Source organism: Streptomyces venezuelae (assembly GCF_008642355.1).
In the GTDB taxonomy this organism is placed as follows: domain Bacteria; phylum Actinomycetota; class Actinomycetes; order Streptomycetales; family Streptomycetaceae; genus Streptomyces; species Streptomyces venezuelae_B.
Map to the genome: position 1 here is coordinate 6482548 of NZ_CP029193.1, position 25697 is coordinate 6508244.

At 71.9% G+C, this 25697-nt stretch carries 21 protein-coding genes; 10 read left to right on the top strand and 11 right to left on the bottom strand.

The features are described 5' to 3' along the window. Nucleotides 1–120 precede the first annotated feature (120 nt). The 5 genes from DEJ47_RS29745 to DEJ47_RS29765 all read left to right on the top strand — a co-directional run bounded on the left by DEJ47_RS29745 (nucleotide 121) and on the right by DEJ47_RS29765 (nucleotide 7478). A complete protein-coding gene (locus DEJ47_RS29745) occupies nucleotides 121–921 on the top strand; it encodes an ATP-binding cassette domain-containing protein (protein ID WP_150173385.1) in 801 nt (266 codons plus the stop codon). Continuing rightward, nucleotides 918–2219, top strand: a complete 1302-nt coding sequence (locus DEJ47_RS29750; RefSeq protein WP_150173387.1) for a sugar ABC transporter permease — start codon at nucleotides 918–920, stop codon at nucleotides 2217–2219. Before DEJ47_RS29745 ends, DEJ47_RS29750 begins: the two co-directional genes overlap by 4 nt. Nucleotides 2220–2388: 169 nt before the next feature. Next, nucleotides 2389–4320: a 1-deoxy-D-xylulose-5-phosphate synthase gene (gene dxs / locus DEJ47_RS29755; protein ID WP_150173390.1), complete on the top strand. Its 1932-nt coding sequence runs from the start codon at nucleotides 2389–2391 to the stop codon at nucleotides 4318–4320. 146 nt (nucleotides 4321–4466) lie between these two features. Beyond that, entirely contained in the window at nucleotides 4467–5960 is a 1494-nt protein-coding gene (locus tag DEJ47_RS29760) for an amino acid permease (RefSeq protein WP_150173392.1), read from the top strand. Nucleotides 5961–5969: 9 nt separating this feature from the next. After that, complete coding sequence (locus DEJ47_RS29765) at nucleotides 5970–7478, top strand: ArnT family glycosyltransferase (RefSeq protein WP_150173394.1); 1509 nt, start codon at nucleotides 5970–5972, stop codon at nucleotides 7476–7478. Between the two features lie 14 nt (nucleotides 7479–7492). Here the strand turns inward: DEJ47_RS29765 and DEJ47_RS29770 are convergent, their stop codons facing one another. Continuing rightward, entirely contained in the window at nucleotides 7493–7861 is a 369-nt protein-coding gene (locus DEJ47_RS29770) for an NTP pyrophosphohydrolase (protein WP_150173396.1), read from the bottom strand. A gap of 67 nt (nucleotides 7862–7928) precedes the next feature. On the opposite strand from DEJ47_RS29770, the gene DEJ47_RS29775 reads away from it, so the two are divergent. After that, nucleotides 7929–8999 carry a hypothetical protein gene (locus tag DEJ47_RS29775; protein WP_150173398.1) on the top strand — a complete coding sequence of 357 codons (1071 nt, stop codon included), beginning with the start codon at nucleotides 7929–7931 and terminating at the stop codon, nucleotides 8997–8999. Nucleotides 9000–9056: 57 nt separating this feature from the next. Here the strand turns inward: DEJ47_RS29775 and DEJ47_RS29780 are convergent, their stop codons facing one another. The 5 genes from DEJ47_RS29780 to DEJ47_RS29800 form a co-directional block, all read right to left on the bottom strand. Continuing rightward, entirely contained in the window at nucleotides 9057–11189 is a 2133-nt protein-coding gene (locus DEJ47_RS29780; RefSeq protein WP_150173400.1) for a 3-hydroxyacyl-CoA dehydrogenase NAD-binding domain-containing protein, read from the bottom strand. Further along, nucleotides 11186–12412, bottom strand: coding sequence for a thiolase family protein (locus DEJ47_RS29785; protein WP_150173402.1), 1227 nt, complete (start codon nucleotides 12410–12412; stop codon nucleotides 11186–11188). Before DEJ47_RS29785 ends, DEJ47_RS29780 begins: the two co-directional genes overlap by 4 nt. A gap of 419 nt (nucleotides 12413–12831) precedes the next feature. Next, on the bottom strand, nucleotides 12832–14097 hold the full coding sequence (locus DEJ47_RS29790; RefSeq protein WP_150173404.1) for a ribonuclease D: 1266 nt from the start codon (nucleotides 14095–14097) through the stop codon (nucleotides 12832–12834). A gap of 78 nt (nucleotides 14098–14175) precedes the next feature. Beyond that, entirely contained in the window at nucleotides 14176–14838 is a 663-nt protein-coding gene (locus DEJ47_RS29795) for a response regulator transcription factor (RefSeq protein WP_016643199.1), read from the bottom strand. 288 nt (nucleotides 14839–15126) lie between these two features. Further along, on the bottom strand, nucleotides 15127–15828 hold the full coding sequence (locus DEJ47_RS29800) for a DUF3000 domain-containing protein (protein ID WP_150173406.1): 702 nt from the start codon (nucleotides 15826–15828) through the stop codon (nucleotides 15127–15129). An 85-nt stretch (nucleotides 15829–15913) separates the two neighbouring features. Between DEJ47_RS29800 and hemE the strand changes: the two genes are divergently transcribed. Beyond that, nucleotides 15914–16987, top strand: coding sequence for a uroporphyrinogen decarboxylase (gene hemE / locus DEJ47_RS29805; protein WP_150173408.1), 1074 nt, complete (start codon nucleotides 15914–15916; stop codon nucleotides 16985–16987). A 96-nt stretch (nucleotides 16988–17083) separates the two neighbouring features. Here hemE and DEJ47_RS29810 read toward each other — a convergent pair whose 3' ends face one another. Beyond that, nucleotides 17084–18499 (bottom strand): FAD-dependent oxidoreductase, encoded by a 1416-nt coding sequence (locus DEJ47_RS29810; RefSeq protein ID WP_202457013.1) that lies wholly within the window; start codon nucleotides 18497–18499, stop codon nucleotides 17084–17086. 32 nt (nucleotides 18500–18531) lie between these two features. Further along, nucleotides 18532–19464: a DUF4349 domain-containing protein gene (locus DEJ47_RS29815; protein ID WP_150173413.1), complete on the bottom strand. Its 933-nt coding sequence runs from the start codon at nucleotides 19462–19464 to the stop codon at nucleotides 18532–18534. A 137-nt stretch (nucleotides 19465–19601) separates the two neighbouring features. On the opposite strand from DEJ47_RS29815, the gene hemG reads away from it, so the two are divergent. The 3 genes from hemG (at nucleotide 19602) to DEJ47_RS29830 (ending at nucleotide 22321) form a co-directional block, all read left to right on the top strand. Further along, nucleotides 19602–21065 carry a protoporphyrinogen oxidase gene (gene hemG, locus DEJ47_RS29820; protein WP_150173415.1) on the top strand — a complete coding sequence of 488 codons (1464 nt, stop codon included), beginning with the start codon at nucleotides 19602–19604 and terminating at the stop codon, nucleotides 21063–21065. Between the two features lie 4 nt (nucleotides 21066–21069). Further along, nucleotides 21070–21789, top strand: coding sequence for a hydrogen peroxide-dependent heme synthase (gene hemQ, locus DEJ47_RS29825; RefSeq protein WP_150173417.1), 720 nt, complete (start codon nucleotides 21070–21072; stop codon nucleotides 21787–21789). Nucleotides 21790–21946: 157 nt separating this feature from the next. After that, nucleotides 21947–22321, top strand: a complete 375-nt coding sequence (locus DEJ47_RS29830) for an RNHCP domain-containing protein (protein WP_150173419.1) — start codon at nucleotides 21947–21949, stop codon at nucleotides 22319–22321. A 4-nt stretch (nucleotides 22322–22325) separates the two neighbouring features. On the opposite strand, the gene DEJ47_RS29835 is transcribed toward DEJ47_RS29830, so the two are convergent. The 3 genes from DEJ47_RS29835 to DEJ47_RS29845 all read right to left on the bottom strand — a co-directional run bounded on the left by DEJ47_RS29835 (nucleotide 22326) and on the right by DEJ47_RS29845 (nucleotide 25615). Continuing rightward, on the bottom strand, nucleotides 22326–23927 hold the full coding sequence (locus DEJ47_RS29835) for an alpha/beta hydrolase (RefSeq protein WP_150173421.1): 1602 nt from the start codon (nucleotides 23925–23927) through the stop codon (nucleotides 22326–22328). Nucleotides 23928–24013: 86 nt separating this feature from the next. Continuing rightward, entirely contained in the window at nucleotides 24014–24766 is a 753-nt protein-coding gene (locus DEJ47_RS29840) for a TIGR04222 domain-containing membrane protein (RefSeq protein WP_150173423.1), read from the bottom strand. 93 nt (nucleotides 24767–24859) lie between these two features. Continuing rightward, nucleotides 24860–25615 (bottom strand): DUF4142 domain-containing protein, encoded by a 756-nt coding sequence (locus DEJ47_RS29845; protein WP_150173425.1) that lies wholly within the window; start codon nucleotides 25613–25615, stop codon nucleotides 24860–24862. Nucleotides 25616–25697: the final 82 nt, after the last annotated feature.

The window sequence follows — 25697 nt, forward strand, 5'->3', positions numbered from 1 at the left end:
CGGAACGGCTTCCAGTACCGGTCAGGTGCCCGCCCCGGCACACCGCCCCGCAAACGGGGGGCGGGCACCCGACCTGCCCTTGACGCACCACCATTCCCCGCCGGTCAGGCGGCGAAGGAGATGATTCACGTGTCCGCTACGCCCGTGCTGGCGTTGCGCGGGGTCTCCAAGCGGTTCGGCGCCGTCCAGGCGCTCACGGACGTAGACCTCGAGATCCACACCGGTGAGGTGGTCGCCCTCGTCGGCGACAACGGCGCCGGCAAGTCCACTCTCGTCAAGACGATCTCGGGCGTTCACCCGATCGACGACGGGACCATCGAGTGGGAGGGCAAGGCGGTCCGCATCGGACGCCCGCACGACGCCCAGAACCTCGGCGTGGCCACCGTCTACCAGGACCTGGCCCTCTGCGACAACCTCGACGTCGTCGCCAACCTGTTCCTCGGCAGCGAACTGAAGACGGCCTCCGTCCTCGACGAGATCAAGATGGAGAAGCGGGCCAAGGAGCTCCTCGACACCCTCTCCATCCGCATCCCCAGCGTCCGCATCCCGGTCGCGGCGCTCTCCGGCGGCCAGCGCCAGGTCGTCGCCATCGCCCGCGCGCTGGTCGGCGACCCCAAGGTCGTCATCCTCGACGAGCCGACCGCGGCGCTCGGCGTCGAGCAGACCGCTCAGGTCCTCGACCTGGTCGAGCGGCTGCGCGAGCGCGGCCACGGAGTGATCCTCATCAGCCACAACATGGCCGACGTGAAGGCCGTCGCCGACCGCGTCGCGGTGTTGCGGCTCGGCCGCAACAACGGCACCTTCACCGTCGCCGACACCACCAACGAAGAGATCATCGCCGCCATCACCGGCGCCACGGACAACGCCGTGACCCGCCGCAAGGCGCGTACGGCCACGGTGACGAAGGAGGACGCGAAGTGAGCGACCTCGCCAAGACCCCCAAGGCCCCCGCCGACGCCTCGCCCGAGGCGGAACCCTCGGCCACGCCGTCCGCCGCGGTCGACCCGCGCCTCCTCGTCCGCGAGGAGGGCCTGGCCGGCTACTGGACCGAGTTCAAGCGCAAGATGCGCGGCGGTGAGCTCGGCTCGCTGCCCGTCGTCGTCGGCCTGATCGTCATCGCGATCATCTTCCAGCTGAAGAACGAGCACTTCCTGGACGCGAGCAGCCTCGCGAACATCGCCGTCTTCACCTCCGGCCTCGGCATCATGGCCGTCGGCATCGTCTTCGTCCTGCTCCTCGGCGAGATCGACCTCTCCGTCGGTTCGGTGGCGGGCATGGGCGCGGCCGTGTGGGCCGTGCTGAGCGTCACACACGAGCTGAACGACTGGCTCTCGGTCCTCATCGCCATCCTGTCCGGCCTGGTCATCGGCTGCCTGCACGGCTTCTTTTTCGCCAAGATCGGCGTGCCCGCCTTCGTGGTCACCCTCGCCGGCTTCCTCGGCTGGAGCGGTCTGCAGATCTGGCTGATGGGCGGCGAGGGCAGCATCAACACGCCCGAGGGCAGTGTCGTCGAGGACCTCACCGGCCACTTCTTCGCGGAGAAGGGCGCGGCGTACGGGCTCGCGGCCGTCGCGATCATCGCGTACGCGGGCTCCCTGCTCCTCGACAGCAAGCGCCGCAAGACCGCCGGCCTCCCCGCCCGGCCCGTCAGCGAGATCGTCCTGCGCACGGTCGTCGTGGCCGTCCTCGCGGGCGGCGCGGCGTACGAGCTGAACGAGCCGGAGGGCGCCCGCGGCCTGCCGCTGGCCCTGGTGCTCTTCCTCGCCGTCCTGGTGATCGCGGACTTCGTGGCCCGGCGCACCACCTTCGGCCGCCAGGTCTTCGCGGTCGGCGGCAACGCGGAGGCCGCGCGGCGCGCGGGCATCAACGTGGACCGCGTCCGGATCATCGTCTTCGGCATCTCCGGCATGCTCGCCGCCTTCGGCGGCCTCTTCATCGCCAGCCTCTCGGGCGGCGCCACGAAGAGCCTGGGCGGCGGCAACACGCTGATGATGGTGATCGCGGCGGCGGTCATCGGCGGCACGAGCCTCTTCGGCGGCCGCGGCAAGGTGTGGTCCGCGCTGCTCGGCATGCTGGTCATCCAGTCCATCCAGCAGGGTCTGAACATGCTCGGCATGGCCAGCGAGATCCAGTACATGATCACCGGCGCGGTCCTCCTCGCCGCGGTGGTCATCGACTCCGTCTCGCGCCGCACGCAGAAGAGCGCGGGTCGCGCCTGAGTCACCCACCGGACGCACCGCTACGGGAACTTTTGTCCTGTAGTGGTGCGTCTGTTCGTGTGACGGGGAAAACCCCTCCCGGACGCGTGCCTCGGCGGCGGAACATTAGACTCGACAGACCCGGCAACGCTCGAACAGCACATCTCAGCTCTACTGCAAGGAGGCACGGGTGCCGCTGCTGACCCGCATCACGGGACCGCGCGATCTGGACCGTCTCAGCCCGGAGGAGCTGAACCAGCTGGCCGGAGAGATCCGCAGCTTCCTCGTCGATGCCGTCGCCAAGACCGGCGGCCACCTCGGGCCGAACCTCGGCGTGGTCGAGCTCACCATCGCCCTGCACCGCGTCTTCGAGTCCCCGCAGGACAAGGTCCTCTTCGACACCGGCCACCAGAGCTACGTGCACAAGCTGCTCACCGGCCGCCAGGACTTCACGAAGCTGCGCAGCAAGGGCGGCCTGTCCGGCTACCCCTCGCGCGCCGAGTCCGACCACGACGTGATCGAGAACAGCCACGCCTCCACCGTCCTCGGCTGGGCCGACGGCCTCGCCAAGGCCAACGAGGTCCGCGGCAAGGACGACCACGTCGTCGCCGTCATCGGCGACGGCGCGCTGACCGGCGGCATGGCCTGGGAGGCGCTGAACAACATCGCCGCCGCCAAGGACCGCCCCCTGGTCATCGTCGTCAACGACAACGAGCGGTCCTACGCCCCGACGATCGGTGGGCTCGCCAACCACCTGGCGACGCTGCGCACCACCGACGGCTACGAGCGCTTCCTGGCCCGCGGGAAGGACATCCTGGAGCGCACGCCGGTCGTCGGCAAGCCGCTCTACGAAACCCTCCACGGCGCGAAGAAGGGCCTGAAGGACTTCATCGCCCCGCAGGGCATGTTCGAGGACCTCGGCCTGAAGTACGTCGGCCCGATCGACGGCCACGACATCGAGGCCCTGGAGTCCGCCCTGCAGCGCGCCAAGCGCTTCGGCGGCCCCGTCATCGTGCACTGCCTCACCGAGAAGGGCCGCGGCTACCAGCCCGCCGAGGAGGACGAGGCCGACCACTTCCACGGCATCGGCCCCATCCACCCCGACACGGGCCTGCCCATCGCCGCCGCGGGCATGGACTGGACCTCCGTCTTCGGCGAGGAGATGGTCAAGCTCGGCCACGAGCGCGAGGACATCGTCGCGATCACCGCCGCCATGCTGCAGCCGGTCGGCCTGAAGAAGTTCGCCGAGGAATTCCCCGGCCGGGTCTACGACGTCGGCATCGCCGAGCAGCACGCCGCCGTCTCCGCCGCCGGCCTCGCCGCGGGCGGCCTGCACCCCGTCTTCGCGGTGTACGCGACGTTCCTCAACCGCGCCTTCGACCAGCTCCTCATGGACGTGGCGCTGCACAAGTGCGGCGTCACCTTCGTCCTGGACCGGGCCGGCGTCACCGGCACGGACGGCGCCTCGCACAACGGCATGTGGGACATGTCGATCCTGCAGTGCGTGCCGTCCCTGCGGATCGCCGCGCCGCGCGACGCCGACCAGGTCCGCCTCCAGCTGCGCGAGGCCGTCGAGGTCGACGACGCCCCGACCGTCGTGCGCTATTCGAAGGGCGCGGTCGGCCCGGCGGTCAAGGCCGTCGGCAAGGTCGGCGGCATGGACGTGCTGCGCAAGGCGGGCACGAACAAGCCGGACGTCCTCCTCGTCTCCGTCGGCGCGCTCGCGCCGATGTGCCTGGAGATCGCCGACCTCCTGGACAAGCAGGGCATCACCACGACCGTGGTCGACCCGCGCTGGGTCAAGCCGGTCGACGAGGCGATGGCGCCCCTCGCCGAGCAGCACCGCGTCGTCGTCACCGTCGAGGACAACTCCCGCGCGGGCGGCGTCGGTTCGGCCGTGGCGCAGGCCCTGCGCGACGCGGGCGTCGACGTGCCGCTGCGCGACTTCGGCATCCCGCCGCGCTTCCTCGACCACGCGTCCCGCAAGGAGATCATGGCCGAGATCGGCCTGACCGCCCCGGACATCTCCCGTCAGGTGACGGGCCTGGTCGCCAAGCTCGACGGCAGGTACGAACGGAACACCGCGTCGGCCGTGGACTCCGTGGAGCCCGCCCGCGACTGAGGTCGACCCGCGCCGCCGAAGGGCCGGTTCCATCACCCTGTACGGGTGGTGGAACCGGCCCATTCGCGTGAAAGGGCCCGTCCCGGCGCTTATGGGGTACCCGCCCTCTCGATCATGGCGGGGACGACAAGCGTGGGAGGTAGCCCGTGAGCAGCACCCTCTTCAGGACGAAGAGCGTCGAGCAGTCCATCAAGGACACCGAGGAACCGGAGCACGCGCTCAAGAAGTCGCTGTCCGCCCTCGACCTCACGGTCTTCGGCGTCGGCGTGATCATCGGCACCGGCATCTTCGTGCTGACGGGAAAGATCGCCAAGGAGACGGCGGGGCCCTCGGTCGCCCTCGCCTTCGTCGTCGCCGGGCTCGTCTGCGCCCTCGCGGCCCTCTGCTACGCCGAATTCGCCTCGACCGTGCCGGTCGCGGGCTCCGCGTACACCTTCTCGTACGCCTCACTCGGCGAATTCCCCGCCTGGATCATCGGCTGGGACCTCATCCTGGAGCTGGCGCTCGGCTGCGCGGTGGTCGCGGTCGGCTGGTCCGGCTACCTGCGCTCACTCCTCGACACCGCGGGCATGCACCTGCCGCAGGCGCTGAGCGGGACACACGAGGGACAGTTCGGCTTCGACCTGCTCGCCGCCGTCCTCGTGCTCGTCCTCACGGGCATCCTGGTCGCCGGCATGAAGCTCTCCTCGCGGGTCACCAACGTCATCGTCGCCGTCAAGGTGACCGTGGTGCTCCTCGTCATCATCGTCGGCGCGTTCCTCATCACGGGCGCCAACTACGACCCGTTCGTCCCGCCCACCGAGCACGTCGAGGGCGGCGGCGGCATCACCGCGCCGCTGGTCCAGCTGCTCTTCGGCTTCACACCCTCGCACTTCGGCGTCATGGGCATCTTCACCGCGGCGGCCGTCGTCTTCTTCGCGTTCATCGGCTTCGACATCGTCGCGACCGCCGCCGAGGAGACCCGCAACCCGCAGCGCGACGTGCCCCGCGGCATCCTCGGCTCGCTGCTCATCTGCACGATCCTGTACGTCGCCGTCTCCGTCGTCGTCACCGGCATGCAGAAATACACCGAGCTCTCCACGGACGCACCGCTCGCGGACGCCTTCAAGGCCGTCGGGCACCCCTTCTGGTCCGGTGTGATCAGCTTCGGCGCGGCCGTCGGCCTCACCTCCGTCTGCATGATCCTGCTGCTCGGCCAGACCCGCGTGTTCTTCGCGATGAGCCGTGACGGCCTGCTCCCGCAGACCTTCTCCAAGGTCCACCCGAAGTTCGGCACCCCCTACCGCTCCACGGTCCTGCTCGGCGTGATCGTCGCCGTCGTCGCCGGTTTCACCTCCATCGACGAGCTGGCCGAACTGGTCAACATCGGCACTCTCTTCGCCTTCGTCGTGGTCGCCCTCGGCGTCATCCTGCTCCGCAAACAGCGCCCCGACCTGCCGCGCGCCTTCCGCACCCCGATGGTGCCGCTCGTGCCCGTCCTCTCGATCCTCGCGTCGCTCTGGCTGATGTTGAACCTGCCCGCGGAGACCTGGGTGCGGTTCGGCGTCTGGATGGTGCTCGGCGTCGTCATCTACTTCGTGTACGGGCGCTCGCACAGCCGGCTGCACCAGCGCGACCCGCACGCGAACGACGCACGGTAGTCATCCCGTATGGTCGCGCCGCCCTCGGCGTCACCGCGCTCCGTACGCCACCTCCGGGTGCCGGGCCCGCGCAAGGAGCACGTCGCCGAAGGCGGTGCCCGGCGCCCGGGTGCCTACTGGGCCCGCCTGCTGCCGCCGCTCGCCGCCCTCGCGTGCCTGACCCGGCTGCCCTCCTTCCGGTGGCCGCTGTGGAACCCCGACGAGGGGTACCTCGCCGTGCAGGCGCAGATGCTGGCGCACGGCGGCGCGCTCTACGACACCGTCGTCGACCGCAAGCCGCCGCTCGTCCCCTGGCTGTACGCGGGCGCCTTCGCGCTCTTCGGCGACGACTCGCTGCTGCCGCTGAAGGTGCTCGCCGTCGCCGCGCAACTCCTGACGGCGGTGCTCCTGGTCTCGCTGGCCCGGCGCCGCTGGGGGGACGCGGCGGGCCGCACGACCGGCGTGCTGTACCTCCTGATCTCCATCGGCCTCAACCCGGAGGACACCCAGGCCGCCGCGTTCGAGGTCTTCATGCTGCCGTGCACGGCCGCCGCCATGTGGTGCGCCGACCGGCACCGCTGGGCAGCCGCGGGCGCCGCGGTGGCCTGCGCGTTCCTCACCAAGCAGACCGGGGGAGCGGTCCTCCTCCCGGTCGGCTGGCTGCTGTGGCGGGCCGGGGCGCGGCGCCGCGACACGGCACGCCTCGCGGCCGGACTCGGCCTGCCCGTCCTCGCCGCCGCCCTCCTGACGACCCCCGCGGGCTTCGTGTTCTGGACGGTGACGGGCTCGGGGGCCTACGCCTCCTTCACCGGCTCCGAGCTCCACGTCCTCGGGCGGGGCCTGGTGAACGCCGCGGTCCTCGCCGCGGCCTGCACGGGGATCGCCGCGCCCGTGGTACGCGTCCTGCGCATCGCCCGCACCGGGGCGCCGGAGCTCTGGCTCTGGCTCGCCTCGTCCGTGGCCGCCGTGCTCCTCGGCTTCCACTTCTTCGGCCACTACTACCTGCAGCTCATGCCGCCGCTCGCCCTGTTGGGCACGGCCGCCCTGCAGATCCTGCCGCGCGAACGGACGGTCCGCGCGCTCGTCGTCTCCGGGTGCGCGTGCGCCGTGTTCCTCGGATGGGGGCTGCTGGCGCCCCGCCCCGAACTGGCCCACGCCACACGCCTCGCGGAGACCGTCAGGGACCGCACCGCGCCGGACGACCCCGTGCTGTTCTGGGGCATACACCCCGAGGCGTACTGGCTCGCCGACCGCGTACCCGCCAGCCGCTACCTCACGGCCGGACTGCTCACCAACTACAGCGGTGGCAGGAACGGCCCCCAGGTCGGGGAGAAGTACGCGGTCGACGGCGCCTGGCCGGTCTTCCGCGACGAACTGCGCAGCCGCCCCCCGGCGGTCGTCGTCGACGACTCACGGGGCAAGCCGTTCGCCCCGGACCGCGTCCCGGCCCTGCGACGGTTCCTCGCGGTCGGGTACGAGCCGGTGCTGCGGACGGGGGGAGCGGTGGTGTACGTACGGGTGGCGCGGGAGTCCGGTTGACGGCCCGGCGCGGCTCAGGGGCGCACGGTGCGCGGGCCCGCGCACTCCGCGCCCGTCTCGCCCACCCTGCGGCGCAGCTCGCGGTCGGCCGTGACGACCAGGCAGGGGCGGCCCGCGGCGCTCGCGGCCACCTCCACGATCCGGTCGTCGCCGCTGCCGGACGCGCTCTCCACGCGCACGCCCGGCACGGACTCCACACCGCGCGCCGCGCCCTCCACGACCAGGACGACCTCAAGGGGGCCGGGATGTCCGGGAAGGCCCTCCTCCGCGTACCGGACGAGGGAGTCCCGCAGCCGCTCGGCGGCCCCGCGGCGGTCGTGCCACCACCCGTCGGGCACGGATCCGACCACGTTCGCGGCATCGACGACGACGAGAGTACGCATACGGCAAACGTAAACTAAGGGGCGGAACACCGTGCGTCCGTGAACGTGGAAGGATTGGCGCAGAGTCATGCCGTCGAGGTCAAGCAGCACCGGTGCGCCGGAGACCGCCCGCTGGCTGCTGCGCGGCCGTGACGGCCGCCTCACCGCCTACGCCCGCGCCGAAGGAGGCCTCCTGCGCTGGACGGAGACCCGGCCCGGCGGACCCGACTGGGAAGGCCCCGCCTTCTTCGAGGCACCCGACCTGACCTACCTCACCCTCGCCCAGGGCACCGACGGATACGTGCACTTCCTGGGCCGCCGCGAGCGCCGCGACGCCGAAGGGAAACCCCTCGTCGACGTCGTGCACTCCATCCAGTACCAGTCGGGGCGGCCCCTCATGGACTGGCGTTCGCTCGGCAACCCGCACACCAAGCTCGTCGAGCGCGCCCCGCACCTCGGGGCGCCCGCCGCGGCCGTCGACACCGCGGGCACCGTCCACGTCTTCGTGCGGGACGCGGTGGGCAGCGTCCGGATGCGGCGCGAGGGCAAGGGCGGCAAGTGGGAGGGGTGGAAGGACTTCAAGGTCCGCGACACCCTGGACGGCACGGTCGCGGTCGCCACGTCGACGGGCCGCATCGAGGTCCTCGCCCCCTCGGGCAAGGCCACGCTGCGCTGGGCCCAGGAGAAGCGGGGCGGTGACCTGGTGCGCGCCGACGACGTGCCGCTCGTCCCGGCGCCCGGCTCCGGCACGGCCCTGGAAACGGGCCCCGACCGTCTCACGTACTACGCGGCCGACGCTCTCGGCGACGGCGTCCTCGCCCACCGCCCGGCCGACGGCGGCCCCGCGCTGCCCCTCGGCGGCATCCCCGGCACCGGCCCGACGGCGGCTGTCCGCACGACCATAGACGGCTACGACTGCACGGTCCTCGCCCACCGCGCGAGCACCGGCCGCCCCGCGCTCGCCGCGTTCCCCACGGAGGACGAGGGGGCGGGGCTGTGGTGGGCCGAGACCGGCGAACCCTGCCTGGGCGCGCCCGCGCTGGCGCTCGACGCGCGGGGGCGTGTGGTCATGGCGGCGATCGGGCTCGACGGGACGCTGCGGATCGCCCGTCAGAAGGCGGAGGCGGGGCTCGCGCTGGAGGCGTGGGCCCGCGTCTGAGCAAACGGAAGCGGGCCGTACGGGAGTTGTCCCGTACGGCCCGCTTCCGTTGCCGCGTTACGCCGGTACGCTCGCCACGCCCTGCGCCAGGAACCGCTTCCCGTTCACGCGCTCGCTGACGCCCTCACGGTCCAGGTACGGCGTGATGCCGCCCAGGTGGAAGGGCCAGCCCGCGCCGGTGATCAGGCAGAGGTCGATGTCCTGCGCCTCGGCGACGACGCCCTCGTCGAGCATGAGACCGATCTCCTGCGCCACCGCGTCGAGGACGCGGTCCCGCACCTGCTCCTCGGTCAGGACCTTGTCGCCCTGCTTCAGGAGCGCGGCGACCTCGGGGTCCAGCTCCGGCTTCCCGCTGTCGTACACGTAGAAGCCGCGCTTGCCCGCCTTGACGACGGCCGCGAGGTTCGGCGAGACGGTGAAGCGCTCCGGGAAGGCGCGGTTCAGGGTCTCGGAGACGTGCAGACCGATGGCCGGACCGACCAGCTCCAGGAGCACGAGCGGAGACATCGGCAGACCGAGCGGCTCGACGGCCTTCTCGGCGACGGCGACCGGGGTGCCCTCGTCGATGACGTTCTGGATCTCGCCCATGAAGCGGGTGAGGATGCGGTTCACGACGAACGCCGGGGCGTCCTTCACGAGCACCGCGGTCTTCTTCAGCTTCTTCGCGACACCGAAGGCGGTGGCCAGCGACGCGTCGTCCGTCCGCTCGCCGCGCACGATCTCCAGGAGCGGCAGGATCGCGACCGGGTTGAAGAAGTGGAAGCCGACGACCCGCTCGGGGTGCTTCAGCTTCGACGCCATCTCGGTGACCGACAGCGAGGAGGTGTTGGTGGCGAGGATCGCGTGCGCCGGGGCGACGGCCTCGACCTCGGCGAACACCTGCTGCTTGACGCCGATCTCCTCGAACACGGCCTCGATGATGAAGTCCGCGTCGGAGAAGCCCTCGGCCTTGTCCAGGACACCGGAGACGAGCGCCTTGAGGCGGTTCGACTTGTCCTGGTTGATGCGGCCCTTGAGGAGCAGCTTGTCGATCTCCTCGTGGACGTAGCCCACGCCCTTGTCGACACGCTCCTGGTCGATGTCGGTCAGCACGACCGGCACCTCCAGGCGGCGAAGGAAGAGCAGCGCGAGCTGCGAGGCCATCAGACCGGCGCCGACGACGCCGACCTTGGTGACCGGACGCGCCAGGCTCTTGTCCGGGGCACCGGCAGGCCGCTTGCCGCGCTTCTGCACGAGGTTGAACGAGTAGATGCCCGCGCGCAGTTCACCGCCCATGATGAGGTCGGCGAGCGCGGTGTCCTCGGCGTCGAAGCCCTTCTGCAGGTCGCCGTCCTTGGCGCCCTCGATGATCTCCAGGGCGCGGTAGGCGGCCGGAGCGGCGCCGTGCACCTTGGAGTCGGCGATGGCACGGCCGCGCGCGACGGCGGCGTCCCAGCCCTCGCCGCGGTCGATCTCCGGCCGCACGACCTCGGTCTTGCCGTTCAGGACGGACGCCGTCCAGAGCAGCGACTGCTCCAGGAAGTCCGCGCCCTCGAAGATCGCGTCGGCGATGCCGAGCTCGAAGACCTGCTTGCCCTTGAGCTGGCGGTTCTGGTTCAACGAGTTCTCGATGATGACCGAGACGGCCTTGTCGGCGCCGATCAGGTTCGGCAGCAGCGCGCAGCCGCCCCAGCCCGGGACCAGGCCGAGGAAGACCTCGGGCAGCGAGAACGCGGGCAGCGCCTTGGAGACGGTGCGGTACGAGCAGTGCAGACCGACCTCGACGCCACCGCCCATCGCGGCACCGTTGTAGTACGCGAACGTCGGCACGGCGAGGCCGGAAAGCCTCTTGAAGACTTCATGCCCGCCCTTGCCGATGGCGAGCGCGTCGTCGTGCTTCTTCAGCAGCTCGACGCCCTTGAGGTCGGCGCCGACGGCGAAGATGAACGGCTTGCCGGTGATGCCGACGCCGACGATCGCGCCCTCGGACGCCTCCTTCTCGACCTGGTCGATCGCCGTGTTCAGGTTGGCGAGGGACTGCGGTCCGAAGGTGGTCGGCTTCGTGTGGTCGAAGCCGTTGTCGAGGGTGATCAGCGCGAAGCGCCCGGCACCGTGGGGGAGGTCGAGGTGGCGCACGTGCGCCTGCGTGACGACCTCGTCGGGGAACAGCTCGGCCGCACCCTTCAGAAGCTCGGTGGTCGTGGTGCTCATGCTTCGCCTCCGGCGTCCTTGTGGTGGGGGTTCTCCCAGATGACCGTCGCGCCCATGCCGAAGCCGACGCACATGGTCGTGAGGCCGTAGCGGACCTCCGGCTGCTCCTCGAACTGCCGCGCCAGCTGCGTCATCAGGCGTACGCCGGAGGAGGCGAGCGGGTGGCCGAACGCGATGGCGCCGCCGTACTGGTTCACGCGGGCGTCGTCGTCCGCGATGCCGTAGTGCTCCAGGAAGGCGAGCACCTGCACGGCGAAGGCCTCGTTGATCTCGAAGAGACCGATGTCGCTGATCGACAGCCCGGCCTGGGCGAGAGCCTTCTCGGTCGCCGGGATCGGACCGTAACCCATGACCTCGGGCTCGACGCCCGCGAAGGAGTACGAGACGAGGCGCATCTTGACGGGGAGGTTGTTCTCCCGCGCGAAGTCCTCGGACGCGATGAGGGAGGCGGTGGCGCCGTCGTTGAGACCGGCGGCGTTGCCCGCGGTGACGCGGCCGTGGGTACGGAACGGCGTCTTGAGCCCGGCGAGGCTCTCCAGGGTCGTCCCCGGACGCATCGGCTCATCGGCGGTGGCGAGACCCCACCCGGTCTCACCGGCCTCCTCGTTCGTGCGCCGTACGGAGATCGGCACGAGGTCGGCCTGGATCTTGCCGTCGGCGTACGCCTTGGCGGCCTTCTCCTGCGAGCGCACGGCGTACTCGTCGGCGCGCAGCTTGGTGATCGTGGGGTACCGGTCGTGCAGGTTCTCGGCGGTCATGCCCATGAACAGGGCGGACTCGTCGACGAGCTTCTCGCTCACGAACCGCGGGTTCGGGTCGACGCCCTCGCCCATGGGGTGGCGGCCCATGTGCTCGACACCGCCGGCGACGGCGATGTCGTACGCACCGAAGGCGACGCTGCCCGCGACGGACGTCACGGCGGTCAGGGCGCCGGCGCACATGCGGTCGATGGAGTAGCCCGGCACGGACTGCGGGAGCCCGGCGAGGATGCCGGCGGTGCGGCCGATCGTCAGACCCTGGTCGCCGATCTGCGTGGTCGCGGCGATGGCGACCTCGTCGATCTTGGCGGGGTCGAGGTCCGGGTTGCGGCGCAGCAGCTCCCGGATGGCCTTCACGACGAGGTCATCGGCACGGGTCTCGTGGTAGATGCCCTTCGGGCCCGCCTTGCCGAACGGGGTGCGGACGCCGTCCACGAAGACGACGTCCCTGACGGTACGAGGCACGATGGCTCTCCTCCAGGGTGCGGTTGCGCCACGCCTGCGGCGCGCTTCCTTCTCCTCACCCTACTTGCCGGTAACTATGTGGCCAAGGGCGACCTCGGCGAGGCAAAGGTCACACTCCGCTACGTGGGTTCCCGTACGCTGCCCACGCCTCCGCACCGCCCCACCCACCCGTGCACCCGGCGCGTCCGTCCCCCTGGCCTGACGCTGGTCCGCGGGTGACGCCCCGGCGACTGCCCCTGTCCCGCCGCGGAGCGTCGGCTTGCAGGCGGGGGCGGGACGAGACGCCCGCGCACCCCCGTGCGTGCGGGTCTTCGTTCACCGGGCGGGGCGCGGTGCACGGGTGGGTGGTGGGTGGGGGAGGGATTCGCCGCGGAGCGGCGGGGCAGGGAGTGGTGTCCCTGGCCCGCCGGGTCGTGGGGTCAGGCGAGGGCCGTCACCAGTGCGGGGGTCACCTGCGTGATCTGCCAGGCGCGCGCCCCGTGGGACGCGAGGGCAGCCGACACCGACGCCTCGTCGACCCGCGCCGGCGGCTCCCAGCACACCCTCCGCACCGTGTCCGGAGTGATCAGGTTCTCCTGGGGCATGTTCAGCTGCTCCGCGAGGGAGGAGATCGCCGCGCGCGCGGCGGAGAGCCGCGCCGCCGCCGCCGGGTCGCGGTCCGCCCAGGAGCGGGGAGGCGGAGGACCGGTCACGGTCTGGCCCGGCTGGGGGAGGTCCGCGTCGGGGAGCGCCTTCGCGCGGTCCACCGCCGCCTGCCACTGCTCCAGCTGGCGCCGCCCCATCCGGTGCCCGAACCCGGACAGCGCCGCGAGCGCGTGCACGTTCGGCGGCAGCCCGAGCGCCGCCTCCACGATCGCCCCGTCGCTGAGCACCTTGCCGGGCGACACGTCACGCCGCTGGGCCACCTTGTCGCGGGCGGTCCAGAGCTCTCGTACGACCGCCATCTGACGGCGACGACGCACCTTGTGCATGCCGGACGTGCGACGCCACGGGTCCTTGCGGGGCGGCGCGGGCGGCGCCGACGCGATGGCGTCGAACTCCTCGCGGGCCCACTCCAGCTTGCCCTGCCGGTCGAGTTCCTTCTCCAGCGCGTCCCGCAGGTCCACCAGGAGCTCCACGTCGAGTGCCGCGTAGCGAAGCCAGGGTTCGGGGAGCGGGCGGGTCGACCAGTCGACCGCGGAGTGTCCCTTCTCCAGGACGTAGCCGAGGACGCTCTCCACCATCGCCCCGAGGCCCACGCGCGGGAACCCGGCGAGGCGCCCCGCGAGCTCCGTGTCGAAGATCCGGGACGGGACCATGCCTATTTCGCGCAGGCACGGCAGGTCCTGCGTGGCCGCGTGCAGGACCCACTCCGCGTCGCCGATGGCTGCACCGAGCCCGGACAGGTCGGGGCAGGCGACGGGGTCGATGAGCGCGGTGCCCGCGCCCTCGCGGCGGAGCTGGACGAGATAGGCCCGCTGTCCGTACCGGTAGCCGGACGCGCGCTCGGCGTCGACGGCGACCGGTCCGGTGCCACCGGCGTACGCGGCGATCATCTCCGCGAGGGCCTCCTCGTCGGCGATCACCGGCGGAATGCCGTCGCGGGGCTCGAGCAGCGGGGTCGGCGCCGTTTCGACGTCGTCCGGAGGAGCGCCTCCGGTGGTTCGCAGTGAGCTGTCTGCTGCGGTCTCTTGGGCGTCGGTCACCTGTCAAGGGTATCTGTGTATGGACAGCGCCCGTCGACGGAACGTTCCGTCGACGGGCGCTCGGGGGGTGTAAATCAGTCAGTGGATGATGCCGGTGCGCAGCGCGACCGCGACCATCCCGGCCCGGTCACCCGTGCCGAGCTTGCGCGCGATCCGGGCGAGGTGGCTCTTCACGGTCAGGGCGGACAGGCCCATCGAGACGCCGATGGCCTTGTTGGACTGGCCCTCCGCGACCAGGCGCAGCACCTCGACCTCACGGCCCGACAGTTCTCGGTAGCCGCCGGGGTGGCTCGGGGTGCCCGGAGGGCGACGGTGCATGCGGGCGGCGGCCGAACCGATGGGGGCCGCGCCGGGGCGGGTGGGGAGTCCGACGTTCGTACGGGTGCCGGTGACGACGTAGCCCTTGACGCCGCCCGCGAGGGCGTTGCGCACGGCACCGATGTCGTCGGCGGCGGAGAGGGCGAGGCCGTTGGGCCAGCCCGCGGCACGGGTTTCGGAGAGGAGCGTCAGGCCGGAGCCGTCGGGGAGGTGGACATCAGCGACGCAGATGTCCCGGGGGTTGCCGATGCGGGGACGAGCCTCCGCGATGGACGAGGCCTCGATGACGTCGCGTACACCGAGGGCCCACAGATGGCGGGTGACGGTGGAACGGACGCGGGGGTCGGCCACGACGACCATGGCGGTCGGCTTGTTCGGGCGGTAGGCGACCAGGCTTGCGGGCTGCTCGAGGAGAACGGACACCAGGCCTCCTGGATGGGGGGACGGGAGGGGACCGGCTCGGGGATGAAGCCGGGACGAACCGTGCTTTCAAGGTCACAAACCTCTTCGGCAGCAATCCCTGTCGCCTTTAGGGAATGATCACGTTTTGGTGAGCAATAATTCGGGCAATTCGGACACGCGCTCGATCATCCGAAGATCAAACCGAACACGCCCACGTTCGAGTGACCCTTTCTGAGACAAACCCCGGGGCAAGACGAACCCCGCGGCGCGGGCCGCGGGGAAGGGGGTGAATGGTCGAGTAGGTGTTCGTCAGTGGGACAGCGGGCCCCGCCGTTGCGGCAGGGACACCACGGAGGCGTCGCCCGAGCCCGAGCCACCCGGCCCGCCCGGACCGCCCGGCCCGCCGGGGCTCACCGGCGGCAGCCCCGCGACCTGGCAGAGCAGATCGCACCACGCCGCCAGATGCGCTCCCGTGTCCGGCACCCCGCCACCGCCCTCCCGGGGCGTCCACGACGCCCGGATCTCGATCTGCGAGGCGGGCGGCCGCTCCGAGAGCCCCCCGAAGTAGTGCGAGCCGGCGCGCGTCACCGTTCCGCTCGCCTCGTCCGCCGAGAGCCCCCGCGCGCCGAGCGCGCCGGTCAGCCACGACCAGCAGACCTCCGGCAGCAGCGGGTCCGCCGCCATCTCCGGTTCGAGCTCCGCCCGTACGAGCGTGACGAGCCGGAAAGTGCCCTGCCACGCGTCGTGCCCCGCCGGATCGTGGAGCAGGACGAGCCGCCCGTCGGCGAGGTCCTCCTCGCCCTCCACGACCGCCGCCTCCAACGCGTACGCGTACGGCGCGAGCCGTTGCGGCGGCCGCGTCGGGTCGATCTCGATCTCCGGCCGCAGCCGTGCCCCCCGCAGCGCGTCGACCGCCGCGCGGAAGGGCAACGGAGCCGAATCCGCCACCTTCCCCTCCGAACCGTCCATCTCGCCAGCGCCGTCCGACCGTTGTCCCTGAGCCGCAGCCATGCGGGGAAGGTTAAGGGGAACGGCGCCTTCGCGCAGGGAGAGACACCCGTCGGGGGGTTCCCGGTCAACGTGCGAGACTTTCCGCGTGAGTGCCAATGACAGCCGTGGCCCCGAGGGCCGGCAGAACACAGCGACGTACGACTCCCCCTTCATGAAGGCGTGCCGGCGCGAGGCAGTGCCGCACACGCCCGTCTGGTTCATGCGGCAGGCGGGGCGCTCACTTCCCGAGTACCGCAAGGTCCGCGAGGGCACGGCCATGCTGGAGTCCTGCATGCGTCCCGACCTCGTCACCGAGATCACGCTGCAGCCCGTGCGCCGTCACAACGTCGACGCCGCGATCTACTTCAGCGACATCGTCGTCCCGCTCAAGGCCATCGGCATCGACCTCGACATCAAGCCGGGCGTCGGTCCCGTCGTCGAGAACCCGATCCGTTCGCGCGCCGACCTGGCGCAGCTGCGGGACCTCACGCCCGACGACGTCCACTACGTCACCGAGGCGATGGGCATGCTGACGGCCGAGCTCGGCTCGACGCCGCTCATCGGTTTCGCCGGTGCGCCTTTCACTCTCGCGAGCTACCTCGTGGAGGGCGGTCCGAGCCGTAACCACGAGCACACCAAGGCGCTCATGTACGGCGACCCGCAGCTCTGGGCCGACCTGCTCGACCGTCTCGCGGAGATCACCGCCGCCTTCCTGAAGGTGCAGATCGAGGCGGGCGCGAGCGCCGTGCAGCTCTTCGACTCGTGGGTGGGCGCGCTGGCGCCCGCCGACTACCGCCGCTCGGTGATGCCGGCGTCGGCGAAGGTCTTCGACGCGGTCGCCTCGTACGGCGTGCCGCGCATCCACTTCGGCGTCGGCACCGGCGAGCTCCTCGGCCTCATGGGCGAGGCCGGCGCGGACGTCGTGGGCGCGGACTGGCGGGTGCCGCTGGACGAGGCCGCGCGCCGCGTCGGGCCCGGCAAGGCGATCCAGGGCAACCTGGATCCGGCCGTCCTCTTCTCCACGAGGGAGGCCGTCGAGCAGAAGACGGACGAGGTCCTCGCCGCCGCGAGCGGCCTGGAGGGCCACATCTTCAACCTCGGGCACGGTGTCCTGCCCACGACCGACCCCGAGGCACTGACCCGTCTCGTGGAGTACGTGCACACGCGTACCGCCGTCTGAAACAGCGCGTCCGAACAGTCGGCGTTGAACAGCGGGCGTCCGAAAGATGTCTGAAAAGGGTCCCTGTCCGATCGGGCAGGGACCCTTCGCGTCGCCTCAGCGGTCCGACCGCACCGCCGCCACCGCCTTCCGCGCCGCCACCAGGACCGGGTCCCACACCGGGGAGAACGGCGGCGCGTATCCGAGGTCGAGCGCCGTCATCTGCTCCACCGTCATCTGCGCCGTCAGCGCGACGGCCGCCACGTCGACCCGCTTGCCCGCGCCCTCGCGGCCGACGATCTGCACGCCGAGGAGCCGCCCCGTGCGCCGCTCGGCGATCATCTTCACCTTCATCGGCGCGGCCCCCGGGTAGTAACCGGCCCGGCTCGTCGACTCGATGGTCACCGTCACGAACCGGAAGCCGGCGGCCAGCGCGTCCTTCTCGCGCAGACCGGTGCGGGCGATCTCCAGGTCGCAGACCTTGCTGACCGCCGTGCCGACGACGCCGGGGAACGTGGCGTAACCCCCGCCCGCGTTGGAGCCGATGACCTGCCCGTGCTTGTTGGCGTGCGTGCCGAGCGCGATGTGCCGCTCGCGCCCCGACACCAGGTCGAGGACCTCCACACAGTCCCCGCCCGCCCAGATGTCGTCATGTCCGCGCACGCGCATCGCGAGGTCCGTGAGCAGCCCGCCGTACTCGCCGAGCGGCAGCCCCGCCTCGCGGGCGAGGGCCGTCTCCGGGCGTACGCCGATGCCGAGCACCACCACGTCCGCCGGGTACTCGGCGTCCGCCGTCGCCACCGCCCTGGCCCGCCCGTCGTCGCCGGTGGGGATCGCGATGACCTCGGCGCCGTTCACCATCCGGATGCCCATGCCCGTCATCGCGTCGTGCACGAGACGGCCCATGTCCGGGTCGAGCGTCGACATGGGCTCCTCGCCGCGGTTGACGACCGTCACCTCGTAACCCCGTTTGACGAGCGCCTCCGCCATCTCGACGCCGATGTAGCCGGCGCCGATGACCACGGCACGGCGGCCCGGCGTTCCGGTCAGCGTGTCGAGCAGGGCCTGGCCGTCGTCCAATGTCTGCACACCGTGCACGTTGGGCGCGTCGATGCCGGGGAGCGCCGGGCGCAGGGGGCGTGCGCCGGTGGCGACGACGAGCTTGTCGTACGCCGTCCAGTACTCCGCGCCCGACGGCTCACCTGCCTCCTCGCCCGCTGCCAGGTCCCTGGCGAGGACGCGGCGGCCCTGCACGTCGATCCGCACCACCTCCGTGCACATCCGCAGATCGATCGCCCGCTCACGGTGCTCCTCGGGCGTCCGCGCGATCAGGTCGTCCCGCTCGCCGACGTCGCCGCCCACCCAGTAGGGGATGCCGCAGGCGGAGTACGAAGTGAAGTGGCCGCGTTCGAACGCGACGATCTCCAGTTCGTCGGGGCCCTTGAGCCTGCGTGCCTGCGACGCGGCGGACATGCCCGCCGCGTCGCCCCCGATGACCACCAGTCGCTCTCGTGTCCTGCTCGTGCCGCTCATGGGCACACGCTACGGCGCCGCGCGCCGCACGCTCAGTCCTCACCCTCTCCGCCGCCCGCGGCACGGCGCGGCCACCGGGGACGTACGACGCGCAGCCACAGCAGCACGAGGAGCGCGACGACCGCCGCGAACGGCAGGACGGCCGCGAGGACGATCGCGATCCAGCGCAGCGCGGTCACGAACGCGTCCCAGCCGCCCCCGAGAGCGTCCCCGAACGACGGGTCGTCGTCCTGCGTGTCCGCCTTCGTCCCGTTCTCGGTGAGCGAGAGCGTGATCGTCGCCAGGCTCGTCCGGTCCTTCAGCGACTTCTGCTGGGCGAGCAGCGCCTCCAGGTCGGACTGGCGGGTGCTCAACTCCCCTTCGAGGGTCACCACGTCGCTGAGCTTCGTCGCCCTGTCCATCAGCTCCCGCACGCGTGCCACGCTCGCCCGCTGCGACGTGATGCGGCTCTCCACGTCGACGACCCGGTCGGTGACGTCCTGGGCCTTCGCGTCCTTCCCGACGAGCTTGCCGGTGCCTTCCAGTGCGCTGAGGACGTCCTCGTACTTGTCCTGCGGCACGCGCAGCACGACGCGGGAACGCTCGCGTCCCTCGCTGTCGCGCGAGGTGTTCTCGTTCCCCACGATGCCGCCGGCGTCCTCGGCCGCCCGCCGGGCGTCGTCCAGCGCCTCGGCCACGTCGTCCACGCGGACGGTGAGCTTCGCGGTGCGGATGATGTGGGTGCCGGTGAGCTCGGGCTGTTCGCGGTCGGCCTTGCTGCCCGAGGCGCTCTTCCCGTTCCCCTCGGTCCGGAGTCCCGCGGCCTTGTCGTCGGCGCCCGCCGCGCCGGAGTCGGAGTCTCCCCCGCCGTCCCCCGCGTTCGTGCATCCCGTGAGCGCGAGCGCGATCGCCAGCAGGAGACCGGCGAAGACCTGGATCGTGCGGCGGTGAGCGGACCTGCCAGTGGGCTTGCTGGACGCGTGCATCGGCGTACCCCCCGAGGAACGGTGACTGATGCTCCTACGACGGAGGAGCGGGGCGAAACGATGGTTGCCGTGCGGTCCCGATGCGGTCACGGTGGGGACTCGCCGGTCGCCGATGCGGGGTCTGAGAGAGTGGAGGCATGCGCGCAACGGACACAGGCACGGGGAACGGTCACGTCGTCGTCATCGGAGGCGGGATCGCCGGACTGGCCGCCGCGCACCGGCTGCTCACCGCCGACCCGGACCGCGGGGTGACCGTCCTGGAAGCCGCCGACCGGCTCGGCGGCAAGCTCCACGCGGGGGAGATCGCGGGGGTCCGCGTCGACCTCGGCGCCGAGTCGATGCTCGCCCGCCGCCCCGAGGCCGTCGCCCTCGCCCGCGAGGTCGGTCTCGCCGACCGGCTCCGGCCGCCCGCCACCGCGACCGCCGCGATCTGGACGCGCGGCGCCCTGCGCCCCATGCCCAAGGGCCACGTCATGGGCGTGCCCGGCGACGCGTCCGCCCTCGCGGGAGTCCTCTCCGAAGAGGGCCTGCGCCGCATCGCGCGGGACGGCGAACTGCCGCCCACCGAGGTCGGCGACGACGTCGCGGTAGGCGAGTACGTCGCCGCGCGCCTCGGCAGGGAAGTCGTCGACCGGCTCGTGGAGCCCCTCCTCGGCGGGGTCTACGCGGGCGACGCGTACCGCATCTCGATGCGCTCGGCCGTCCCGCAGCTCTTCCAGGCGGCCCGCACGCACACGTCCCTCACGGAGGGCGTCCGCGCCATCCAGGCGCGCGCGGCGGAGAACCGGCAGACCGGGCCCGTCTTCATGGGCATCGAGGGCGGCGTCGGACAGCTGCCGCTCGCCGTCGCCGACGCGGTGCGCGCGCTGGGCGGCGAGATCCGCACGGGCACGCCGGTCACCGAGCTGCGGCGGACCCCGACGGGCTGGCAGGTCGGCACCGAGGAGCAGGTCATCGACGCGGACGCCGTGGTCGTCGCCGTGCCCGCGCACTCCGCCGCCGCGCTCCTCGGCGTCGAGGCGCCCGCCGCCGCGGCCGAGCTCGCCACGGTCGAGTACGCCTCCATGGCGCTGATGACCCTCGCCTACCGCCGCAGCGAGACCGACCTCCCTGAAGGGAGCGGTTTCCTCGTCCCTCCGGTGGACGGGCACACCATCAAGGCGTCCACGTTCGCGTCGCGCAAGTGGGGCTGGATCGCCGACGAGGACCCCGACCTGCTGGTCCTCCGGACGTCGGTGGGGCGGTACGGCGAGACGGAGATCCTGCGGCGCGACGACGCCGAGCTCATCGAGCTCTCCCGGCGCGACCTGCGCGCAGCGACCGGCCTGGACGCCGAGCCCGTCGCCACCCGCGTCACCCGCTGGCACGACGGCCTGCCGCAGTACCCCGTCGGGCACCACGCGCGCGTGGCGCGCATCCGCGAGCACGTGGCCGAGCTGCCGGGACTCGCCGTGTGCGGAGCGGCGTACGACGGCGTGGGCATCCCCGCCTGCATCGCGAGCGCCCATGCCGCCGTCGACCAGCTGGGCGGTGACACAGCGGGTGTGGAGGAGCTCACCCGCAACCCGGTGCAGAGTCTGCACGGCGGCGGAGGAGAATAGGGTCATGAGTGACGACGCCCCCGCCAAGACGCCCAACGCGGGCAAGAAGGCCAAGGACCTCAACGAGGTCATCCGCTACACCCTGTGGTCCGTCTTCAAGCTGCGCGACGTGCTGCCCGAGCAGCGCGCGGGCTACGCCGAAGAGGTCCAGGACCTGTTCGACCAGCTCGCCGCCAAGGACGTCACCGTCCGCGGCACCTACGACGTCTCCGGCCTGCGCGCCGACGCCGACGTCATGATCTGGTGGCACGCCGAGACCGCCGACGAGCTGCAGGAGGCCTACAACCTCTTCCGCCGCACGAAGCTCGGCCGCGCCCTGGAGCCGGTCTGGTCGAACATGGCGCTGCACCGCCCCGCCGAGTTCAACAAGTCGCACATCCCGGCGTTCCTCGCCGACGAGACGCCCCGCAACTACGTCTCGGTCTACCCCTTCGTGCGCTCCTACGACTGGTACCTGCTGCCCGACGAGGACCGCCGTCGCATGCTCGCCGACCACGGCAAGATGGCCCGCGGCTACCCCGACGTGCGCGCCAACACGGTCGCCTCGTTCTCCCTCGGCGACTACGAATGGCTCCTCGCCTTCGAGGCCGACGAGCTGTACCGCATCGTCGACCTGATGCGTCACCTGCGCGCCTCCGAGGCCCGCATGCACGTACGCGAAGAGGTGCCGTTCTACACCGGCCGCCGCAAGTCGGTCGCCGAGCTCGTGGCGGGCCTCGCCTAGGGGATCACGCCCGGTTAATTCGGTTGCCGCGCCTGTCCGGTGCGGGTTTCATCGAGAGGTCGAAGCCACGGACAGAAAGACGGTGAGTGTATGCCCAGGGCCCTGCGGAACAGCTCGGAGTCATCCCCTTCCGCAACGCTCAGGAGTCATCCTCACCATGTCCCGCAACACCTCTCGGCGGGCCCGCACTGAAGCGCGCGCCCAGTCCTTCCGCTGCCTGCAGTGCGGTCTCGACGTATCGATGACCGCGCCCGGCACCGACCACCGCAACCACTGTCCCAACTGCCTGTGGAGCCGTCACCTCGACGACACCCCCGGCGACCGGGCCGCGGACTGCGGTGCCCGGATGGAACCCCTCGCCATCTCCGTCCGCGGAGACGGCGAGTGGGTTCTCGTCCACCGCTGCACGCACTGCGGCGTCCTGCACGCCAACCGCACGGCCGGCGACGACAACGCGCTGCCGCTGACCCGGCTCGCGGTGCGTCCCCTCGCCCAGCCGCCGTTCCCGCTGGAGCGCCTCGCCGCGCTGTGAACCGCTAGCGCTCCCTCGGGAGCGCCGCCCGCACGGCGGTCGAAGGACGGGGCTCCTTGTGCGGTGCGCACGACGCCGCGCGCCGCACGGGGAGCTCACCCTTCAGGAGATAGGCGTCCAGGTGGCTGTTCACGCACTTGTTGGGGCCGCCCCCGATGCCGTGCGTGCCTGCCTCCCGCTCGGTGACCAGGACGGATCCGGCCAGCCTGCGGTTCAGCTCCTGGGCGCCCTGGTAGGGGGTCGCCGCGTCGCGTTCCGCGGCCAGGATCAGGGTGGGCGGGAGCGCGCCCTCGGGCGTGCCCACGTCGACGGGCTGCTGCCGCGGCGCCTTCCAGTAGGCGCACGGCAGGTTCATCCACACGTTGTCCCAGGTCTCGAAGGGCGCCACGCGCGCCAGCGCCGAGTTGTCGCGGTCCCAGGTCGCGAAGTCCGTGGGCCAGGCCGCGTCGTTGCACTCGACGGCCGTGTAGACCGCGTTGCCGTTCTCGCTCTGGACGGCACCGCGCGGCTCGGGCGCGGCCTGTTCGACGAGCGGCTTGGGGTTGCCCTTCAGATAGGCGGAGAGCGCCGCCGCGCGGGTCGGCCAGTAGTCGTCGTAGTACCCGGCCTGGAGGAACGCGGACTGCAGCTGGCCGGGACCGACCTTGCCGCCCGCGGGCTCGCGGGCCAGCGCGGCGTTCACCTTCTCGTAGCTGCGCAGGACGTCCTCGGGCGTCTTGCCCAGGTGGTACGTCTTGTCGTGCTTGGCCACCCAGGTGCGGAAGTCCGCCCAGCGCCGCTCGAACGCCAGCGACTGGTCGAGATTGTTGCGGTACCAGATCTGCTCGGGGTGGGGGTTGACCGCCGAGTCGAAGACCATGCGGCGCACGTGCGACGGGTAGAGCGTCGCGTAGACCGCCCCGAAGTACGTGCCGTACGACGCCCCCATGAACGTCAGCCTCTTCTCGCCGAGCGCCGCCCGCAGCACGTCGAGGTCGCGCGCGTTGTTCAGCGTCGTGAAGTGGCGTACGCCGGGGTTGCGTTCCATGCACCCGCGCGCATACGCCTTCGCCCGCGCGATCCTCTTCTGCTTGTACGCGTCGTCGGGGTGCGTCGGCGCCTGGGAGGGCGCGTGCGAGAAATCCTTCGGGTCCTGACAGGAGAGCGGCGCCGACCGGCCGACCCCACGCGGCGCGTAGCCGACCAGGTCGTACGCCGCCGCGATGCGCTTCCACTCGGGCATGACGCCCACCAGCGGGAAGTACGTGCCGGACGCGCCGGGGCCGCCCGGGTTGTAGACCAGCGCGCCCTGGCGGGCGACCGCCTTGCCCGCGCTCTTCTTCGTGGCCTTCGTGCGGCTGACGGTCAGTTTGATCCGCTTGCCGTCGGGGTGGGCGTAGTCGAGCGGCACGGTGACGGTGCCGCACCGGACGGACGGGGGGAGGCCTTCGGCCTTCGGGCAGGTGCCCCAGCGGATCCCGGCGGCCTCGGCGCGCTGGGCGGCGATCGCGACGCCGTGCTCCTCGGGGGAGGGAGGGGCGCCGGTCGCGCTTCCCGCGGGGGCGGCGACGAGGGCGGTCAGGACCAGGGACCCGGCGGTTCCGTACCGGGCGGCGGCTGCTCTCATCGCGCTTGTCTATCTTGTGGTATTTGGCTATGTAAAGCACCGGTGCGCGGGTGTCGATGCAATGCCCTCCGTCGGCCCCGGGCCGCTCACCTGCGCGGCCGGTGGGAGAACGCCGCCCGCAGCTCCGGGTCGCCCGTGGCGCGGACCCCGCGCACGGCGACGGCCGTGAGCTCCTCGCCGCCCGCGGCCACCGCCCCGAGGAGCCGCTGGCCCGCGGGGGACGCCCACCGCGTGTACGGATGCACCTCGACGCGCGCGATGACCAGGCACGCCGTGCACAGCAGCAGCGGCAGCGAGAACCAGACCGCGACCGGCACCTGCCCGGTCGCCGCCGGGCCATGAACGGGCATCAGCACCGCCACGGTGCCGAGGGCGAGCACCGCGCCTGTCGCCGCCCACACCTGCCGCACGGCGGCCGCGACCCCCGCGCCGAGTCCGTCGGGGACGGCGAGTCCCGCCGCGACGAGCCCGTCCGCGAGCGCCCGCACCGGGTCGGCGGTCGCCGCGCCACAACGTATCGGCGCTATCCGCGACTGCCCGGCCGGGCCGATCGCGCCGAGCACCGAGCGCTCCATGTCGTCGCGGGCCACCGGGTCGACGACGGTCGCCCAGCCGGTGTGCGCGATCAGCAGCCGGCGCGCCCTGGCCATCGCGACGAGCGTCACGTCGGCGACCCGGGAGGGGCCTCCGGACAGGAACGCCGTCTCGTACAGGGTGAGTTCGCGCCCGTGGTCCGCGGACCGCTCCTGGGTGGCGGCGCGGCTCGTGGCGAGGCAGAGCCGGCCACAGGACAGACCGGCGGCGGCGCAGGCGAGGAGGAGCAGAGGGACCCAGAACATGGCGGTTTTCTATGCGACCGCGCCGTATTCCGCCATGGCGTTTCCAGAATGTGGACGCGTGGTGACGGGTCGATAACGTTCCGTTTCTCTCGGTCAGTCCCTCTCGGCCCTGGGCCGGGACGCCGCGGGCGGCAGCGGGAACGTGGGCGAGGGGGTGACCGGGGTCGCCGAGCCGGGGGCGTCCGTGGGGCCCGGCGGGGCGGGCGAGCGGGTCGCGGGGGCATCTGGGCCGGTGGTCGCCGCGTCCCGGGCGAGGCCCTCGAAGTCGACGAGGCCGGTCTGCTCCAGGACCGTGATGTGGTCGAGGACGGTCGTGTTCGCGTCGTCCGCCAGATCGCGCACGAGTGAGTTGCGGGTGTTCGCGCGCACGTCGGCGACGACGGAGAACACCTTGCCGTGCGCGCGGCGCAGGATGTTCGCGAACTCCTCGTTGTACGTCTCGCCGCGGGCGCCGCTCAACTGCGCCAGCCAGTCGCGCTGTTGGTCGTTCGGCTGGCTGGGCAGTTCGAGGTCGAGCCGGGTGGCGACCTCGCGTACCCGCGCGTCGAGGAACGTGTGGCCCTCCACGAGGTGCTTGCCCGCGGTCCGCACGGCCTTCGTCGTGCCGCGTTCCTCGGCCTGCTGCCCGGCGGGCAGCTCCCACAGCCCCGCGAGGCGGACTTTGGTGATGAAGTCCCGGTCCAGGGCGGACAGCGGCCCGAAGTCGGTGGACACGGTGTCGGCGTCGAGCAGGTCGAGGGGCGTGCCCGAGCGGTCCTCGTAGGACCAGAGGGGGAAGAGCAGCGCGGCCACGGTCGCGACGAGTCCCGCGACGATGAGGCCGGTGCCGTTGACGGTTCGTAATCGCATGGTGCCTCCTGGTGCGGCACCGCACGTTAGTGCGCGGGGGGAGGGGCACGGTCCGATACGGCCGGGAGTACGTCACCTGCCG

Coding starts and splice junctions, on each gene's coding strand:
- DEJ47_RS29765 (WP_150173394.1), top strand. CDS start 5,970: ATGGTCGCGCCGCCCTCGGCGTCACCGCGCTCCGTACGCCACCTCCGG.
- DEJ47_RS29815 (WP_150173413.1), bottom strand. CDS start 19,464: ATGCACGCGTCCAGCAAGCCCACTGGCAGGTCCGCTCACCGCCGCACG.
- DEJ47_RS29780 (WP_150173400.1), bottom strand. CDS start 11,189: ATGAGCACCACGACCACCGAGCTTCTGAAGGGTGCGGCCGAGCTGTTC.
- DEJ47_RS29775 (WP_150173398.1), top strand. CDS start 7,929: ATGCCGTCGAGGTCAAGCAGCACCGGTGCGCCGGAGACCGCCCGCTGG.
- DEJ47_RS29810 (WP_202457013.1), bottom strand. CDS start 18,499: ATGAGCGGCACGAGCAGGACACGAGAGCGACTGGTGGTCATCGGGGGC.
- DEJ47_RS29835 (WP_150173421.1), bottom strand. CDS start 23,927: ATGAGAGCAGCCGCCGCCCGGTACGGAACCGCCGGGTCCCTGGTCCTG.
- DEJ47_RS29770 (WP_150173396.1), bottom strand. CDS start 7,861: ATGCGTACTCTCGTCGTCGTCGATGCCGCGAACGTGGTCGGATCCGTG.
- hemG (WP_150173415.1), top strand. CDS start 19,602: ATGCGCGCAACGGACACAGGCACGGGGAACGGTCACGTCGTCGTCATC.
- DEJ47_RS29845 (WP_150173425.1), bottom strand. CDS start 25,615: ATGCGATTACGAACCGTCAACGGCACCGGCCTCATCGTCGCGGGACTC.
- DEJ47_RS29745 (WP_150173385.1), top strand. CDS start 121: ATGATTCACGTGTCCGCTACGCCCGTGCTGGCGTTGCGCGGGGTCTCC.
- DEJ47_RS29800 (WP_150173406.1), bottom strand. CDS start 15,828: ATGGCTGCGGCTCAGGGACAACGGTCGGACGGCGCTGGCGAGATGGAC.
- hemQ (WP_150173417.1), top strand. CDS start 21,070: ATGAGTGACGACGCCCCCGCCAAGACGCCCAACGCGGGCAAGAAGGCC.
- DEJ47_RS29840 (WP_150173423.1), bottom strand. CDS start 24,766: ATGTTCTGGGTCCCTCTGCTCCTCCTCGCCTGCGCCGCCGCCGGTCTG.
- DEJ47_RS29830 (WP_150173419.1), top strand. CDS start 21,947: ATGTCCCGCAACACCTCTCGGCGGGCCCGCACTGAAGCGCGCGCCCAG.